The 14,379-nt window shown below is 49.5% G+C and carries 16 protein-coding genes and 1 tRNA gene; 1 reads left to right on the top strand and 16 read right to left on the bottom strand.

Annotated elements, in window-relative coordinates:
* Positions 1 to 9: 9 nt before the first annotated feature.
* The 3 genes from TW77_RS03020 to TW77_RS03010 all read right to left on the bottom strand — a co-directional run bounded on the left by TW77_RS03020 (position 10) and on the right by TW77_RS03010 (position 1,470).
* Positions 10 to 354: a hypothetical protein gene (locus TW77_RS03020; protein WP_052713011.1), complete on the bottom strand. Its 345-nt coding sequence runs from the start codon at positions 352 to 354 to the stop codon at positions 10 to 12.
* Complete coding sequence (locus tag TW77_RS03015) at positions 354 to 860, bottom strand: ImmA/IrrE family metallo-endopeptidase (protein WP_046003496.1); 507 nt, start codon at positions 858 to 860, stop codon at positions 354 to 356. Before TW77_RS03015 ends, TW77_RS03020 begins: the two co-directional genes overlap by 1 nt.
* 115 nt (positions 861 to 975) lie before the next feature.
* Positions 976 to 1,470, bottom strand: a complete 495-nt coding sequence (locus TW77_RS03010) for an LPP20 family lipoprotein (protein ID WP_046003495.1) — start codon at positions 1,468 to 1,470, stop codon at positions 976 to 978.
* Between the two features lie 134 nt (positions 1,471 to 1,604).
* Between TW77_RS03010 and TW77_RS03005 the strand changes: the two genes are divergently transcribed.
* Positions 1,605 to 2,795 carry a flagellar assembly protein T N-terminal domain-containing protein gene (locus tag TW77_RS03005; protein WP_046003494.1) on the top strand — a complete coding sequence of 397 codons (1,191 nt, stop codon included), beginning with the start codon at positions 1,605 to 1,607 and terminating at the stop codon, positions 2,793 to 2,795.
* A 129-nt stretch (positions 2,796 to 2,924) separates the two neighbouring features.
* Here the strand turns inward: TW77_RS03005 and TW77_RS03000 are convergent.
* The 13 genes from TW77_RS03000 to TW77_RS02940 form a co-directional block, all read right to left on the bottom strand.
* Positions 2,925 to 2,999 (bottom strand) — tRNA-Arg (locus tag TW77_RS03000).
* Between the two features lie 129 nt (positions 3,000 to 3,128).
* The gene (locus tag TW77_RS02995) at positions 3,129 to 3,788 is read right to left on the bottom strand and encodes a FlgO family outer membrane protein (RefSeq protein ID WP_046003493.1); all 660 of its coding nucleotides are present in this window, start codon (positions 3,786 to 3,788) and stop codon (positions 3,129 to 3,131) included.
* Positions 3,789 to 3,790: 2 nt separating this feature from the next.
* Positions 3,791 to 4,444 carry a FlgO family outer membrane protein gene (locus TW77_RS02990; protein ID WP_046003492.1) on the bottom strand — a complete coding sequence of 218 codons (654 nt, stop codon included), beginning with the start codon at positions 4,442 to 4,444 and terminating at the stop codon, positions 3,791 to 3,793.
* An 11-nt stretch (positions 4,445 to 4,455) separates the two neighbouring features.
* Positions 4,456 to 5,052 (bottom strand): FlgO family outer membrane protein, encoded by a 597-nt coding sequence (locus tag TW77_RS02985; RefSeq protein WP_052713010.1) that lies wholly within the window; start codon positions 5,050 to 5,052, stop codon positions 4,456 to 4,458.
* Between the two features lie 67 nt (positions 5,053 to 5,119).
* A complete protein-coding gene (locus tag TW77_RS02980) occupies positions 5,120 to 5,809 on the bottom strand; it encodes an SPOR domain-containing protein (protein WP_046003491.1) in 690 nt (229 codons plus the stop codon).
* Positions 5,810 to 5,821: 12 nt separating this feature from the next.
* The gene (locus tag TW77_RS02975; RefSeq protein ID WP_046003490.1) at positions 5,822 to 8,842 is read right to left on the bottom strand and encodes a carboxypeptidase-like regulatory domain-containing protein; all 3,021 of its coding nucleotides are present in this window, start codon (positions 8,840 to 8,842) and stop codon (positions 5,822 to 5,824) included.
* Between the two features lie 11 nt (positions 8,843 to 8,853).
* Positions 8,854 to 9,672 carry a fimbrial biogenesis chaperone gene (locus TW77_RS02970; protein WP_052713009.1) on the bottom strand — a complete coding sequence of 273 codons (819 nt, stop codon included), beginning with the start codon at positions 9,670 to 9,672 and terminating at the stop codon, positions 8,854 to 8,856.
* 55 nt (positions 9,673 to 9,727) lie between these two features.
* Positions 9,728 to 10,186 carry a DUF4402 domain-containing protein gene (locus tag TW77_RS02965; RefSeq protein ID WP_046003489.1) on the bottom strand — a complete coding sequence of 153 codons (459 nt, stop codon included), beginning with the start codon at positions 10,184 to 10,186 and terminating at the stop codon, positions 9,728 to 9,730.
* 31 nt (positions 10,187 to 10,217) lie between these two features.
* Positions 10,218 to 10,799 carry a DUF4402 domain-containing protein gene (locus TW77_RS02960; protein WP_046003488.1) on the bottom strand — a complete coding sequence of 194 codons (582 nt, stop codon included), beginning with the start codon at positions 10,797 to 10,799 and terminating at the stop codon, positions 10,218 to 10,220.
* A 236-nt stretch (positions 10,800 to 11,035) separates the two neighbouring features.
* Positions 11,036 to 11,650 carry a hypothetical protein gene (locus tag TW77_RS02955; protein WP_046003487.1) on the bottom strand — a complete coding sequence of 205 codons (615 nt, stop codon included), beginning with the start codon at positions 11,648 to 11,650 and terminating at the stop codon, positions 11,036 to 11,038.
* A 68-nt stretch (positions 11,651 to 11,718) separates the two neighbouring features.
* Complete coding sequence (locus TW77_RS02950) at positions 11,719 to 12,552, bottom strand: thymidylate synthase (RefSeq protein WP_046003486.1); 834 nt, start codon at positions 12,550 to 12,552, stop codon at positions 11,719 to 11,721.
* A gap of 149 nt (positions 12,553 to 12,701) precedes the next feature.
* Complete coding sequence (gene lgt / locus TW77_RS02945; protein WP_046003485.1) at positions 12,702 to 13,496, bottom strand: prolipoprotein diacylglyceryl transferase; 795 nt, start codon at positions 13,494 to 13,496, stop codon at positions 12,702 to 12,704.
* A 9-nt stretch (positions 13,497 to 13,505) separates the two neighbouring features.
* Positions 13,506 to 14,318, bottom strand: a complete 813-nt coding sequence (locus TW77_RS02940; protein ID WP_046003484.1) for a sulfite exporter TauE/SafE family protein — start codon at positions 14,316 to 14,318, stop codon at positions 13,506 to 13,508.
* Between the last annotated feature and the right edge of the window lie 61 nt (positions 14,319 to 14,379).

Here is a 14,379-nt window from a genome sequence, read left to right as displayed (position 1 = left end):
AGGCTAAATCTACTCGGCTTTGGTGGGAAACAGGTTTTTGGTGATCACCAGGATCACGCCGAACACCTCAGCCAGCGTTCCCGCCATGTATAAATTCAGTGTCCACTCTTCAAAATGCAACTTATCCATACCCACCAGTACGAGCACTAAGTTCATAATCAAAAGTTGTACGGCAAGAATAACAATAAACCACAAAGCATAACGCTGTTTCAGGCCACGGTCTGACTCGGCATCTTTAACCTTCTGCGCCTGCATGGGGTCAACATTGGTGAATTTATTCTCTTTGACGTTGTGTTTAATTTGCGCAACAAACGATGACTGCTCGGCCTTACTATCTTCCCTGTTTTGCGTCATTACAACAGCTCCAGCGCATTGAGCTTATACTTAAGGGCTTCAACGGACACACCAAAATGCAGCGCCATTTCAAAGTGGGCCATTTTCTTACGATGCAGCTTTTTCACTTCTTCATTGGGCATTAATAAGTTGGCAGCAAACTGGTTGGCGAACACTTCTTCCTCGTCTTCGCCGGTAGACGCGCTGGGGCCTCTGAGGTCGATATATTCGTATTCTTTGTCTGTATTGTCAGACTCGATACGGGAAATATAATGGCCAAGCTCATGGGCACAGCTAAAACGCTTGCGATTCAGGTGGTCGTCCTGATGTAACACGATAACCGGATCGGCACCCGCCTCTTTGATAAGCGCACCCGACACCTTATCTGGTAGCGCCATTTCTACAACGTCCAGGCCTAGCGACTTACAAATGGTCACAGGATCAACCGGAAACTGACTGTCACACCACAAACGTTTAAGCACCTTTTGCGCTTCATTTCTCGGATCAAGCACCGACAAATCTCCCATTAACCTTACTCTGCACCTCAGATCGCTGAGGTGATGTGTATATTTAAACAGTATAAATTGAAGGCACAATGAAAGCAAAGGACATAATTTACCGCCCTAGCCCGTCAGGGCTCGCTCAGTAATACGTGACGCGCTCGACTTTGCGTGGTTTCACTTCACCGATATACAAATCGTGAACCCGCTTCATATCCAGCTCCAGCTCTGTGGTATAGATATCCCCAACCGCATAGCTTTTCATTACCTTAGCACCGCGGATCAAGCCTTGTACCTGACTGCGTAACCCATCGTTTTGTGCAATTGCGCCCTGTACCGTGGTGCTGGCACTTAATCTGTGACCATATACCTGCTCAGCCAGCTCACGATAGGCTTCAAGCTTAGATACCTTAATGGCCATCAGCATTTTTTCTGTGTCGCTGCTGCCCGGCTGTGAACTCAGTGGCGCATAGCCAACCGCCTTAAGCACAGGGTAAGAATCGGGTTTTACATAACTGTATTCAACATGCTTATCTATAATAGAGCTACATCCCGCCAGGCTTAGTCCTGTTGCAACAACACAGAATTTAACCAGGCTGACTACCCGTTGATGCCAAAGCGCTCTAAACTGATTCATAGGGTAACTCCTCTGTGTGGCCTGTTGGCCATATCATCAAGTAAGGTTTCTGTATGCACAAACCTTGCCAACACCATTGGCACGAGACTTGCTGTTTCAGTATAGAGATTTGCTTAGAGTTCGGTAATAAAGTCATGAAATTGTCGCGTATTATGAGTGTGTTACTGGCTACCGCCAGTTTTGGGGCCAGTGCAGAGTGGTTTGAAGTAACGGGCTATGCCAATGCGCACACCGAAGATCTGGCCGAAGCACGCCAGGAAGCCGTACAGGATGCCATCACTCAGGCGCTGATCTTCTCCGGTGCGACCGTATCCAGCGTTCAGACCCTGGCCGACGGCGTGCTCACGCAAGATCAGATCAAGATAAAAAGTCATGGCGAGATCCAACAGATCAACCTGGTTTCTGAACAAAAGCAAGATGGGATCGTCAGTGTTACTTTGCACCTGGACATCTTCCCCAAGCTGGAGCAATGCGCACAAGCGGCGGTGGCAAAGCAGGTGACCATCACACAAAGTCAGCTTATTCAGCCGCATCAGGCACGCCTGGGTCAAATTTTTGACATTGCCAAAGCCACCAGTGAACGCCTTTACCATACACTGGCGCAACGCAATCTCACCGTTAAGCCGATCCCCTATCTGGATCATGCGATCAATGCCCGTCCGTTTTTTACTCAACGCTTTGAATACGATGGACAGCTGATCGATTCGCTGACCACCGTGAGCAATAGCCAGTACGTGCTGATGAGCCAGATCACGGACGTTGCAGCGGGAGATAAAACCAACGATGACTACGCATTCTGGCAGGATGAAGAATACGTGCGCAGCTTTAAAATCGACTTTGTAGCATTTGATGCGCTGACCCGAGACAAGGTGTGGCAAAAACACTATGCCGTCAGTGGCGTCTGGCCTTTCGAAAAGACCAAAATTGTTGATGTCTACAGTGATACCTTTTGGCGTACCAACTATGCCAAACAGATCCAGAGCGTTTTTAACAGCGTGGCGCAGGATCTGGACTCGGCACTGTCATGCCTGCCCAGCAAAGGTAAGATCCTGCACCGGGAACAGGGCAAGCTGGTGATCAACCTGGGCCGCAATCATGGTATTGAAATTGGCCAGGTATTGACTCTCTCTCACCGCCGCGACATGCAGGGCTCGACCAACCAGTTTTTTCCGCAAAGTATTAAGACCCTGAATCAGGTGCGTATTACTCAGGTAAATGCACAAAATGCGATTGCCGAGAATATTTCAAAGCGCCCGCTGAATAACATTCAGATCAACGATCTGGTAGAAGTGATGGTACAAACCCAGGAAGATTTTGCGCTTTAGCCGCACAGTATCAAAAGCACGCTCGGTAAAATTAGTCACCCTCTCATGATGAGGTTCACCTGAATCAATTCAGGTCGTTCAGAGTGAGGCTTGGTTACTGTATCAGGATTGCTTTAAAAGAAAAGTAGCTGGCGGCCCCTGCAGGAATCGAACCTGCAACTACCCCTTAGGAGGGGGCTGTTATATCCATTTAACTAAGAGGCCGTGCCGCTGCGAAAAATACTAAGCGTTTTCGCTTAATTGGTCAACCATTTGATTCTTAATACAATAACTGATTTTTTTACGGTGGGTGAGCTGCGGCAAAGGAAAAATCAGCGCTTTGCCGCTAAATGGCTATCTGGCCGCGGTTGCGCCGGAATCTAACACAAAGTAGGGAATGGTCACCATACAGCTGGCAACCACCAGGCGGCTTTCAAAATCGAGCAGCCGCGCATTGACTTCTACGCCCCGGTCACGGTAAATCATAGTGCCCGACAACACATGGCTGGGTTCGGGTTTACCCGGTAAGGCTCTGCTATCGCGGGAAAACAAAAAATCGCCACTGCGGGTGACCTGGATCTGTTGCTGTGACTTGAAATCCAGCGCAGCATAACCCAGCTTTTGGAAAGCATGGATCAGGTTCTCGGCCAGCTGATTACCCAGCTGATTGCTGCTTCTGAGCGTATCATCAAAGCTCACAAAGCTTGTGACCGCCACGGAATGAGGGTGCACGCCTAATAGAGAGTCGGACAGCTCCAGCGCTATCTGGGATGCATAGTTGGCCACCTGTTTACGGTGTCGTTCGCTGATAAAGCCTGGATCAATCGGCTGCTCGGCCTCTGGCGCTTGTTCCTCCAGAGCTTCATAAAGCACTTCTATCTCTCGAAACTTGGCCACTTTGGGCGTCATGGGGGTGGTTTCCACTGCCTGTGGCGCCGGCTGCGTCCCCATCATCTGACAGCCACTCAACATGACTATCGACAGCGTTAAGCCACTCAGAATGCGTGTTTTCATGATCACTCACCCGCTCGTTGTAACCGGATCCCTTCGTGGATAGCGCCGTCTCTTAGCGCATTCACCACTGACTGAGGTAAAAACCCTTGGGCAGTGCCCACCACCACTTTGCTTTGCATACCCACAATCCGGGCATTCACTAAAATCCCACCTTGATGATGGGTCAAGGTGCCTGCCAGTACGTATTTAAATGGCAACTCATCAGAGAGCTCTAAAAAGTCACGACTGAAGATAAAATCCCCGTGCTTGGTGACGCGCATAAAGTCCGTGGTTTTAAAATCGATCACCGGAACGCCAAAGTTATGTAACTCATGAATAAAGCTTTCGGCAATCTGGTTGCCAAGCAAGGTCGCATGGTTAAAGTCTTCGTCTAAAAAGACAAAACTCGATACCGCTACCGGCGTCTGGTCATTAATGTATTTCACATTACTCACCATGTCCTGCATCAGCTTCTGTACATAGTGCGTCACATTTTTGGCCGCCATACGTTGTGATGCAGACATTTGTTGTACGCCCCTGGGATGGGCCTGAAACTGTTCAGCCGCACTGAATTTGCCTGGTGACGTGGCGGTTTCCTGGTGTTTTGTCATACCCAGTTGTGCGCACCCAAATAAAGTCAGGGTGGGTAACACAAGTGCTATCACAGATTTTTTCATCTTTGTCTCCACTAATACTGGCCGCGATGTAGCTTGCCATCTCGCATCTGGGCTTTTTCATTGCCCCACAACACCGCCTTGGGCACGGATATGGTCGCCGCGGATGCCGTGCGACTATCAAGCATAGTGATCAATCGCGCATTGATCGTGTAATGGTCGTGGCTTTCACTGATGGTCCCTGTCAGGGCAAGGTCAAATTTATGACGTTCGCGCAGCAGGGCAATGTCACGGTTTAATAAGTTATCGGCACGGTCCGACAAAGTTAAAGTGCGTTGTAGCCGAAACTCCACCACTTCCAGGCCCATCTGCGTCACATAGCTGATCAGACTTTCCTGAACCTGGGTGCTTAGGCCACTGCCCTGATTGCTGGCAACGGCATTACCCAGCTGATCGGCCAGATAAAAGCTCGTCACCGCGACAGTCGCGCCCGGTTTAAGCGGACGGCTGTGTTCACCCAAGGCGGCAGCAAGTTGCCCCATATACTGATGCAATGTCGGCAAGGGGGGCGCTTGCTCCACCTCTTTTTGTTGCTGCGCTTTTAGCATGCCAGCGCAGCCACTGAGCAGCACCGACAGGGCCAGTGCGACTATCACAGCAGGAAGTTGCATAATGATCACCTCTTTCTATTTGACCAATCAAATGCAAAAAGCGATCCACAATGTATTATAGTCAGTGCTAGAGTGTGACAGGATTGTCTGTGTAATGACTCAACAGACACTGAGGATGAAACGGTTTAAGTTCGGCGCACAACGCCTTACCCTGCTCTTTGCGCTCAAACGCACCGAGTTTAAGCCGAAAATACCTTTGCCCTTTGACCTCTACTTGCTCAACATTGACGGGATGTTTGCGCAACGCTGGATAATCCTGCAGCAGACGCCGGTGGACCATTTTTAGCTGGCTTTGTTTTCTGGTGGCAGCCAGTTGCACTGCAAACTCCGCTTTGTTGTGATCCTCGACTACAACCACTGGTTCTTTTTTAGGTGCAGCGGGTATCGGCCGGCTGGGTTGCGCATTCGCAGCCTGTTGCTCTGCACCCGCCTTTGTCGTGTTACTGTCTTGCTCAACAATTCCCGGTGGCTTGCTGATTTGTGCCACCATCACCTCGCTTTGCGGTTGTGCAGGTGCCAGCGCAAGCTGTAACTGGGTACTGAGCAAATTCAAATCCTGCTCAATACTCAATAGTTCATTGACCTGCGGCGCAACTTGCTGCCACTGCGCGATACTGCTCTTCATCTGCTCGACTTGCGTGTTTAACGCCGTCAATTGCTGCTCCAGCTCTGCCAGCCGCTGGTTATCCTGACCAGTGCTGGCACAGCCGCTAAGCAAACTGAGCAAAGGCCATACCAGATAAGGAAATAACTTCATCGCTTGCTCCTTTTATCGTTTTAATTCTGTTTGTTCCAGCTGACACATCACGCCGGCTGTTTTCAAGGTTTCACAACGTTGTGTCAGTTGCGTCGTATCGTCAGCATTTTGGGTAAACTCTATACCCAGCACATAGGTTTCAGCCTTTTCATCAAAAAGATAAAATGGCGGTTCAGGTATCAAATTCGGGTGACGCTTGCGCAATAGCAAGGCATAGGTTTTTAATACTGCCAGTGAGGTAAAGCGCCCGGCAGATAATACTGTGACATCAACACTCGCGCGCGCTTTCAGTTGCAAATCCACTTCCAGCAGCATATCCCCATGCTGCGATAAGGCGACCTCAGTGACCTCGGTATGCGTCAGGCCGCGCTTTGCCGCATTGGCCACTTGTGCCTGATAGCGTCCGGGTTTGATCCCGGTGATCACGTAATAGCCGTCATAGGCACTTTGGGCACTCGCAGCGACCTGCCCTTGCTCGTCTATCAGCGTTACTTCGGCATAGGGAAGAGGTGCATTTTCTTCACTTTCCCGTTTATACACCATGCCCTCTATTTCACTGGTATTCACCATAGGTAATTCCAGATATTCAACGTAGCCACGTCGGGGTGTGATGGCTAAGCCCTCCATTGCAGGCGCAACGAAGGGTGTTTCCACACTGTCGATATCAATCACCATATCGGTTTTTTGATTTAACGGCATACCACTGAGTAACAGCAGGCCTTGTTCATCCGTGGTCCCCTGCAAATAGTTTTGCAGTGCACGCACGCGTACATCAGGCATCACTTCGTCATCACCATCGAATATCCCATTATTATTGTTGTCCAGATATACCTTGACGAGCACGGCACCGTTACTTGCCAGCCGTCGGCGACTGAGCAACATCTGATCTGTGTGTGGATGATAACCAAAACTGAACTGACCATTTAACCCCAGCTGCCATTCATCTTCACTGTCGTAACTCAGTAAGCTACTTACGCGCATTTTATCACCCAGCCAGTTAAGCCCGAGTTCCCCTTTATGGTAATCAGTATCGATTGTATCCCGAAACCCCAATTCAACATTGAACTGCTCGCTGAAGCTGCGATACAAGCGGGTTTCATAGGCGATCAACTCACGCTCTGGATGCAGCTGGTAGTCAAAGATTAAACGTCCAAACACCCGGCCAAAACGGCTTTGAAATCGTACTTGGCCATTGAGAAGGTGATCTGCCTCGGCGCTGTCGTTTTGCCATTGTAATGTGTTACTCACGTTTACCCCCAAGACAGCGCTGCTCATCTGACTGGTCACCACAGTTTGTTCGCGGCCTCGATCACTTTCACGCCACTGCACGCGGTTTTGGTAGTTTAGAGCGCCCATGTCACCGCGCACAGCGCCGGACATGGTTAACTGCAGTGTTTGTGTATCAGAGAGCTCACCACGACGAATGCCACTGGTGATGAGGCTGCGCTTGTTAAGCCAACTCGCGCTGATGGCCTGTCCAGCCAATTCGCTACGCGCACTGAGCTGTGCCTGTTGTTGTGCCTCATTGTCCCTGTGTAAATCCAGGTTAAGCAGCAGTTTTTTCCACAAACTCAGACGCGCACCTGTGGTCAGGATGTTTTTTATGCTGGCGGATCCGGAGAATGCATGCGCAAAGCCACCATAGACAGACAGGTTTTCGTAAACCCCCTGATCATAACGGCCGTTAAGCTGCCATCCTTTTTGGTCGGATGTAAAGTCCTCGTTATCCAGTAGGGAGTTACCCATGTCAGTAATAGACACGTCAAAATAACCGCTCCCCGATTCAATGCCCGTTCCCTCAACGTAGTAATTTCTCGTTTCCCGTTCTACCTGCCCCTGCGGTCCATATTTCACCAGTTCAAAACGGTTCCCGCCAAAATACAAAGGGACCCCTGCAAAATCAAATCGCCCTGTCTGGATTTGCAACTGCTGTGCAATCATCAAATTATTGTGATACAGCTCAACATCCCAGCCAGACTGAATGGGCCCACTGATCTGTACGGTATTATCCAGACTGGTGCTTTGCAGGGGCGTGTCTGACACGCGCAGCCCCATGCCCTGGTCACTATTTAAACCAGCACCAATTTTGCTGGCAACAATATCACCCACCTCCAACTGAGTTGCCGCCACTTTGCCCAGCAGCTCCCCTTCAGGATCTTCTTTTGCTACCTTAAGGCGCCCTTGATCAAGCAACTTCCCTTCCCTGCCGGCAACAAAGTATTCGACATTCCAATATGCCAGATCCTGCGCGCCCAGCATTGAGTAATAAAGTGAATCTTCCGTCTCTTTTTCTGGGTCACTGGTGGGCGTATCGAGCGACTCATTGCGATTCAGTTTACGGCGGTAACCAAACTGCACGTCGAGTAAGGGGGACGACAACGCCTGATAGTCGTTGGGCTTCCAGGGCAAACGAGATGCTCTATTTGCCCACTGATTGGCCGCTTTGCGTTTAGCCCGGTTGAGCCTTTGAATGGCGGGTAATGGCTGTTCGGAGCGTACATAGAGTTGTTGATCGGTGTAATTAAACTGCAATTCAATGCCAAACCACTCCATGAGTTGCTCGGCTTCAACGTAAATATCCTCTCCTTCACGGCTGATAAGCTCAGGAGCAACACGCAACTCACGTTCGTTAAGCTTTACCTGCAAACGTTTGGCGTCGAGAGAAAATGATTGCTCTGGTTTGAGATACCACCCCGACAGGACATTGTCTTCCGTCTCGTCAATGGCAAAATCAAGTACGGCTATCAGACTTTGTAATTCGACCTGAGCCTCGCGGGCACTTTTCAGTGCAAAGACCTCACCCAGGTATTCTCGCTCTGCATAAACGGAGAGAAACAGCGCTTCCCCTTCAGGAATACCGGTTTGTTGCGCTGGATTTTGTACTGTCACAGACGCTTTTGCTTGCGCCAGCTTAGCCTGTGCACGTTGCAAAGTTTGCAGCGCCTGTGTCAGTTTGGCCTGCTCTATAGCAATAGCAGGCGCACAAAACAGCCCGCTTGCCAGCAGCCAGATTGGGATCACATTCCGTGTCATCACGCGCCTGACTATTGACCTGAGGAAACCGTAAATATCCGCTCAGCAAACTGCTGCTCCGTATACTCTGAACCACCGTCATACACGACTTTAAGCTGACCAGAACGGCGGTTTTGAAGCAGTTCTGGTTTTAATATCGTCAATTTCAATTCAGCCCGACTGACTTCAGGATAAATACTGTAGCTATTCGTTAAGGCAATTTGCTGCCACTGGGCCTGCTGATTTTGACGCCACAACACCCTGAGATTACCAAATGAACTGGCATTGCCATTGCGCTTCAGTGTTACCGCTACTGTGTCATATAAACCCGTATCGCTGCGCAGTATCTGTGCCTGCTCAACCTCAACCTGAGGAAGCGAGGTAGACTGACGGTAAATGACAGGAATGCTATAACTCATGATCATGTTCAGACGGATCCCACCCCCTGGTTGGCCTTGTTCCTGTCCATTTGGTAATGCCTGAAAAAACAAATGAGAGCGATATTCTCCTTCGGCCATCCCCTTTTTACGCCGCAGCGCCAGTTTCACTACCTGGCGCTCACCGGGCGCGAGTCGAACTTGCTTCGGTGTCATCCTCAGCAACTCACTCAATCGCATTGGGTTTTCTTCACTGGCAATATCCTGGTAGCCACCTTGTGGCAATGCGCGCTTCTCCTTAAAGCTCAGGCGATAAGTTTTATACTCCTGGCTGCTATTGATCAGAAAGATTTTTGCATGGCGCTGACGTTCATCAAATACGACCCGTGTGGGTGAGATCATCAAGCTGGCATGGACTTTCAGCGTGCACAAAAGTAACACGGCAAACATTATTCGAAGCGTGGCATAGTTCATGATTTGGAGCCTTATGTAACTGCATATTGTTGAACAGGCGATGTAATGGACCTGTTCAGTAACTTATTTCAAGGCTGACCGTAGTCTGATAGTTGCCATCCAGATAGGCGTGCGCCAGAGGCTGGCTTTGCATGGTACCGCCAATCACTAAGCGGGCCCGTCCAAAACGGTCTGTATATACCCTATCCACATGGTGAAGCGCTGTTATCCCCAAGTGTCCTGCTGTACTTTGGCTGGTATGATTCAATTGATCATTGAGCAAGTATGTTGTGACATTCAGGTACACACCAACTGGAAAATCCTCCAGTAACAATTCTGCCGGGTGCCCTTTTTGGATCACATGAATACTACCTGACGAACTGGTAGCCCCCGTCGGTGAGACAGTGACAGATCCAATTTGGTGAGGTGAAGCAACAATAATTTTGCCAAAGTTTAGATCACTATTGAGTGTAATTGCCCCATAGCCAGGCACACTTAGTAATACACTCAGGATGTATATCAGAGCCTTAGTCATAGTAACAGGCGGGATATCCCGCCAACACAACTTAGTAATTTAGCTCTAAGGTGAAACTACCTTCATAGGTGCCATTCAGATAATTACCAGTAGCGGCGCTGGTTGTGGTCAAAGTTGCGCCCACATTGAACGCGACTGTACCATCTGAATCAACCTGAATTGTACCGGTAACAGGCCCTGGGGTGCCTGATGTCATATAGTAGGTAAAATTACTCAGCAAAAACCCTGGAGTACCTGGTGGCAGGTTTGTCGGTGAGACCGTCGTATTCGTCGGATCCGTAATCGTCAGCGTAGAAAATGGCGCAACGCCATCCACAGTAAACGATGCCGGGCTGCCCGGATTGATAACCGCAATCGACGCCAGGTTTGCGTTAGTTGAAGTGACAGTAGGCGCGGTAGCAGCGTTCGCCGCAACGGTCAGCGTCGCCGTTTCCGCCCCAGCTGGGTCACCTGAAGCTCGAATTGTACCAAAATCCAAGTCGTTGACTTTTACAAAGTTGAACGAGTTGGTCACTTGTACCGTGGCCTTAAATTCCGCAGGCTGGGCATGTGAAAGAGCGGGCATAACTGCCAAAATTGAGAGCAGGGTGTACTTATTCATTAACTTATCCATGAGTAGGTCCTTTTTAGTGCCGGCCAAATCCACTTGGCCATATCAATTATTAACCAGTGGCAAACACTGTGCGCGCCACCTTTATTACTACTTTATAATGATTCGATTGAATGACGTAATTCTGCTCCTCTGAGTACAGTGGGTAGTAAGTGCTCAAATTAGAGTAAGCGAACTAGTCAGTCCTCTTAATATCGTACCTAAATATAAAACCTTTAGCTATATTTCAATATTTTTAGTTAGTTAACTAATTTGCAGGGCTGGCCACTTGCTTTTATCAAGCGGCAAAACAACTGGCTTTCTTGCTTAGACGAGAAACCAGATGCGCGCGTCTCATAAAACCGAGTACCATTTTGCGCCGGTTGCTGTAAAAAAATAGACACGCCTTTGAACATATCCGGGTAGTAACTTTGCATGAGTTGCAAAGACTGCTCAATCTGCGTGTTTTGCGCATTCGCTCGCTCACTTCGCAGGTGACGACCAAATTGCACTAGATGGGCATGATTACTTCCAGGCTGGGGTGTGGCCGTGTTCTCTGAATCAGTTGCCTGGTGGGTAATGACAGGCTTATCTGTCTGAGCAAATTGCTGTTCCAGGGAGGAAATATGATTACTTTCAGACAACAGTTGCAGGAGCTGACTGAGATCCTGTTCCATCTGCGCAACACGCTCAATGCGTGCTTTGTGCTGGTTATAGGTCTTGATCAGCTCTGCTCTGGCCTGCGCTTCAGCTTCCTGGTCTGGCCCAGGGGCCGTATTACAAGCAGACAAACAGCACAGTAACACCAACCCAATAAGGGTTCTGGATGACTGACGAAAAAAACATCGCCTTTTGGTACGGGTGCGATAAAACATTTCTATCTTCCTTTTTGCCCTGACGGCCTTCACTGGCCGTCTACAACAGATAGTAAGCCAAACACCCCTTAAATAGCAACAGGTGCCTTAATGTTAGGGTCGGCGTTATAGCCTTCAATGGCAAAATCCTCAAAGCGATAGTCATAAATAGACTCAGGCTTGCGCAAAATGTTGAACGTGGGCAGGCCCTTAGGCTCACGTTGTAACTGCTGCTCAATCTGTTCCATGTGGTTTGAGTAAGCATGTAAATCGCCAAAGCTGACAATCACTTCACCAGGTTCAAGGTCGCATTGTTGCGCCAGCATATGCACCAGCAAAGACAAACTGGCGATGTTATACGGCAGCCCCAGGAAAATATCTGAGCTGCGAATATACAGTTGCCCGGATAATTTACCATCTGCCACGTAGAACTGATAAAGCAGGTGACAAGGCGGTAAGGCCATACGACCAGCCTCGACATTTTCTTGCGGACTCATCGACTCATCGGGCAGATACTCCACATTCCAGCCATGAAATAAGATGCGACGGCTGTTCGGATTATTTTTGAGCGTATCGACCACATAGTCTATCTGATTAATTTCTCCACCGTCTTTGGTCGGCCAGGCTGTCCACTGCTTGCCATAAATTGGGCCAAGGTCGCCGTTTTCCAGTGCCCACTCATCCCAGATTTTTACCCCGTTTTCATTTAACCAGGTTTTATTGGTATCGCCTTTAAGAAACCAGATCAGCTCATTGGCAATGCTCTTGAAGTGCAGCTTTTTGGTGGTCAGCAGCGGAAAACCATCCTGGAGGTTGTGACGAATTTGACGGCCAAATACGGAGCGCGTACCAGTACCAGTGCGGTCCCCTTTCTGGGTGCCGTTCTCTAATACATCTCGCAACAACTCCAAATACACTTTCATGCTTTACTCCTCAAATGATCTCACTAATGACCCGACTCAGGGCTTATCTGGCACGAAAGTATACTACGTTCGCAAGCTGGGGTAACTAATTCACGACGGGATTTATTGGCAGGCAATGTGGGCCCCTGAGATCTGGGGCCCACCGACATTTATGCGCGGGCAGTTGCGGTGCGCTTGTGGCTCCAGAGCATCAGGCCCAGGCCACCGATCACCATAGGTAAAGACAAGATCTGGCCCTGAGAAATCATACCGGCATACAAACCGATATGGGCGTCCGGTTCACGGAAATACTCAACGATGAAACGGAAAGTACCATATCCAAGCAGGAACAAACCTGCCACGCTGCCAGCCGGACGTGGCTGTTTTCTGTACCAGATCAGCATAATAAACAATACCAGTCCTTCCAGGAACGCCTCGTAAAGCTGCGACGGATGACGTGCAACCGGGCCTCCCGTAGGGAAAACGACGGCCCAGGGAACATCTGTAGCACGGCCCCAAAGCTCACCATTGATAAAGTTACCAATACGTCCTGCCAGCAGGCCTACCGGCACCATGGGAACCACAAAGTCGCCAACCGCCAGCGGAGATTTCTTGAATCGCCACGCAAAAATAAAGATACCCGCTATCACGCCCAGTGCACCACCGTGGAAGGACATGCCACCCTGGTCAATGCGCAGCAGGTACATTGGGTTTTCAAGGAAGTGGCTGAACTGGTAAAACAACACATAGCCGATGCGTCCGCCCAGGATCACCCCAAGCATGCCGTAAAACAGCAGATCACTGACTTCATCTTTGGTCCAGCCCGAGTTGGGCTTGTCGGCTTCTTTATTTGCCCACCACATGGCAAAGGCAAAGCCAATCAGATACATCACGCCATACCAGCGTACACTTAGGGGTCCAATCGAAAAAATAATTGGATCGATTTCTGGAAACTGCAAAGCCATCGCTTTCCCTCAATAAAATAACATTTTTCCCGCAATCACCACGAGCAGTAACGCGAACACTTTCTTAATCACTGGCACCGGCAGAGTGTGTGTTGCTTTGGCCCCAATTGGAGCGACAAACCAGGATGTCAGCACAATACCAAATAATGCCGGTAAATACACAAAACCGGCAAAACCGTCGGTTAATTTCAATGCCTGCCCACCCGATACGACGTAACCAATAGAGCCAAACAAAGCAATCACAATACCGCTGACTGCCGCGCAGCCTATCGCTTTGCGCATGTCCACACCAAAATAGCTCAGCAGCGGCACAATCAGCACGCCACCGCCTATACCTATCATGGCAGACAAGGCCCCCATTAACGAAGTGATACCCGTCAGCACAGGGCCGGATGGCAGATCTCGCATTTTTTTCGCCTTGCCTGGGCGAGTACTGAAGACCATTTTAGCGGCAATAAGCAACACCGAAATGACAAACGTCCACTTGACCCAGTGCACAGGGATAAGCGCGACCATAAAACCACTGACCAAGGCACCCACGGCCACCCCCGCCATTACCCAGGGGGCAATCTCCCAGGGCACATTTTGATTTCGATGGTGAGCCAGCGCAGAGGAGGTGGACGTAAACAAAATCGACGCCAAAGAGGTGGCAATGGCAACCACTATCACATACTCATCGGCCAATACCTCAAAGTACAATAAGATTGCCGACAGCACAGGCACAATGATCAAGCCACCGCCAATACCGAGTAACCCGGCCAGAAAACCGACAATACAGCCAAGCAAGGCGCAGCTTAAAATGAGTAACACACTGATTGTCATAAAGACACTCTTATTATTTTGGGCGCGTTATAGTAGCGTATCTGTGCGCACGCCTCCAGTC

The sequence above is a fragment of the Pseudoalteromonas rubra genome (assembly GCF_000967655.1).
GTDB lineage: Bacteria > Pseudomonadota > Gammaproteobacteria > Enterobacterales > Alteromonadaceae > Pseudoalteromonas > Pseudoalteromonas rubra_A.
The sequence above is the reverse complement of the archived record's forward strand: the minus strand, read 5'-3'. Positions and strand labels throughout refer to the sequence as shown.

Excerpts from the sequence above, each read along its gene's own strand:
- TW77_RS02940 (WP_046003484.1), bottom strand. The coding sequence starts at position 14,318 with ATGACAATCAGTGTGTTACTCATTTTAAGCTGCGCCTTGCTTGGCTGT.
- TW77_RS02980 (WP_046003491.1), bottom strand. The coding sequence starts at position 5,809 with ATGAAGTTATTTCCTTATCTGGTATGGCCTTTGCTCAGTTTGCTTAGC.
- TW77_RS02960 (WP_046003488.1), bottom strand. The coding sequence starts at position 10,799 with ATGGATAAGTTAATGAATAAGTACACCCTGCTCTCAATTTTGGCAGTT.
- TW77_RS02965 (WP_046003489.1), bottom strand. The coding sequence starts at position 10,186 with ATGACTAAGGCTCTGATATACATCCTGAGTGTATTACTAAGTGTGCCT.
- TW77_RS02975 (WP_046003490.1), bottom strand. The coding sequence starts at position 8,842 with ATGACACGGAATGTGATCCCAATCTGGCTGCTGGCAAGCGGGCTGTTT.
- TW77_RS02950 (WP_046003486.1), bottom strand. The coding sequence starts at position 12,552 with ATGAAAGTGTATTTGGAGTTGTTGCGAGATGTATTAGAGAACGGCACC.
- TW77_RS02995 (WP_046003493.1), bottom strand. The coding sequence starts at position 3,788 with ATGAAAACACGCATTCTGAGTGGCTTAACGCTGTCGATAGTCATGTTG.
- TW77_RS02985 (WP_052713010.1), bottom strand. The coding sequence starts at position 5,052 with ATGCAACTTCCTGCTGTGATAGTCGCACTGGCCCTGTCGGTGCTGCTC.
- TW77_RS03015 (WP_046003496.1), bottom strand. The coding sequence starts at position 860 with ATGGGAGATTTGTCGGTGCTTGATCCGAGAAATGAAGCGCAAAAGGTG.
- TW77_RS02970 (WP_052713009.1), bottom strand. The coding sequence starts at position 9,672 with ATGAACTATGCCACGCTTCGAATAATGTTTGCCGTGTTACTTTTGTGC.
- TW77_RS02955 (WP_046003487.1), bottom strand. The coding sequence starts at position 11,650 with ATGTTTTATCGCACCCGTACCAAAAGGCGATGTTTTTTTCGTCAGTCA.
- TW77_RS03010 (WP_046003495.1), bottom strand. The coding sequence starts at position 1,470 with ATGAATCAGTTTAGAGCGCTTTGGCATCAACGGGTAGTCAGCCTGGTT.
- TW77_RS02990 (WP_046003492.1), bottom strand. The coding sequence starts at position 4,444 with ATGAAAAAATCTGTGATAGCACTTGTGTTACCCACCCTGACTTTATTT.
- TW77_RS03020 (WP_052713011.1), bottom strand. The coding sequence starts at position 354 with ATGACGCAAAACAGGGAAGATAGTAAGGCCGAGCAGTCATCGTTTGTT.
- TW77_RS03005 (WP_046003494.1), top strand. The coding sequence starts at position 1,605 with ATGAAATTGTCGCGTATTATGAGTGTGTTACTGGCTACCGCCAGTTTT.
- lgt (WP_046003485.1), bottom strand. The coding sequence starts at position 13,496 with ATGGCTTTGCAGTTTCCAGAAATCGATCCAATTATTTTTTCGATTGGA.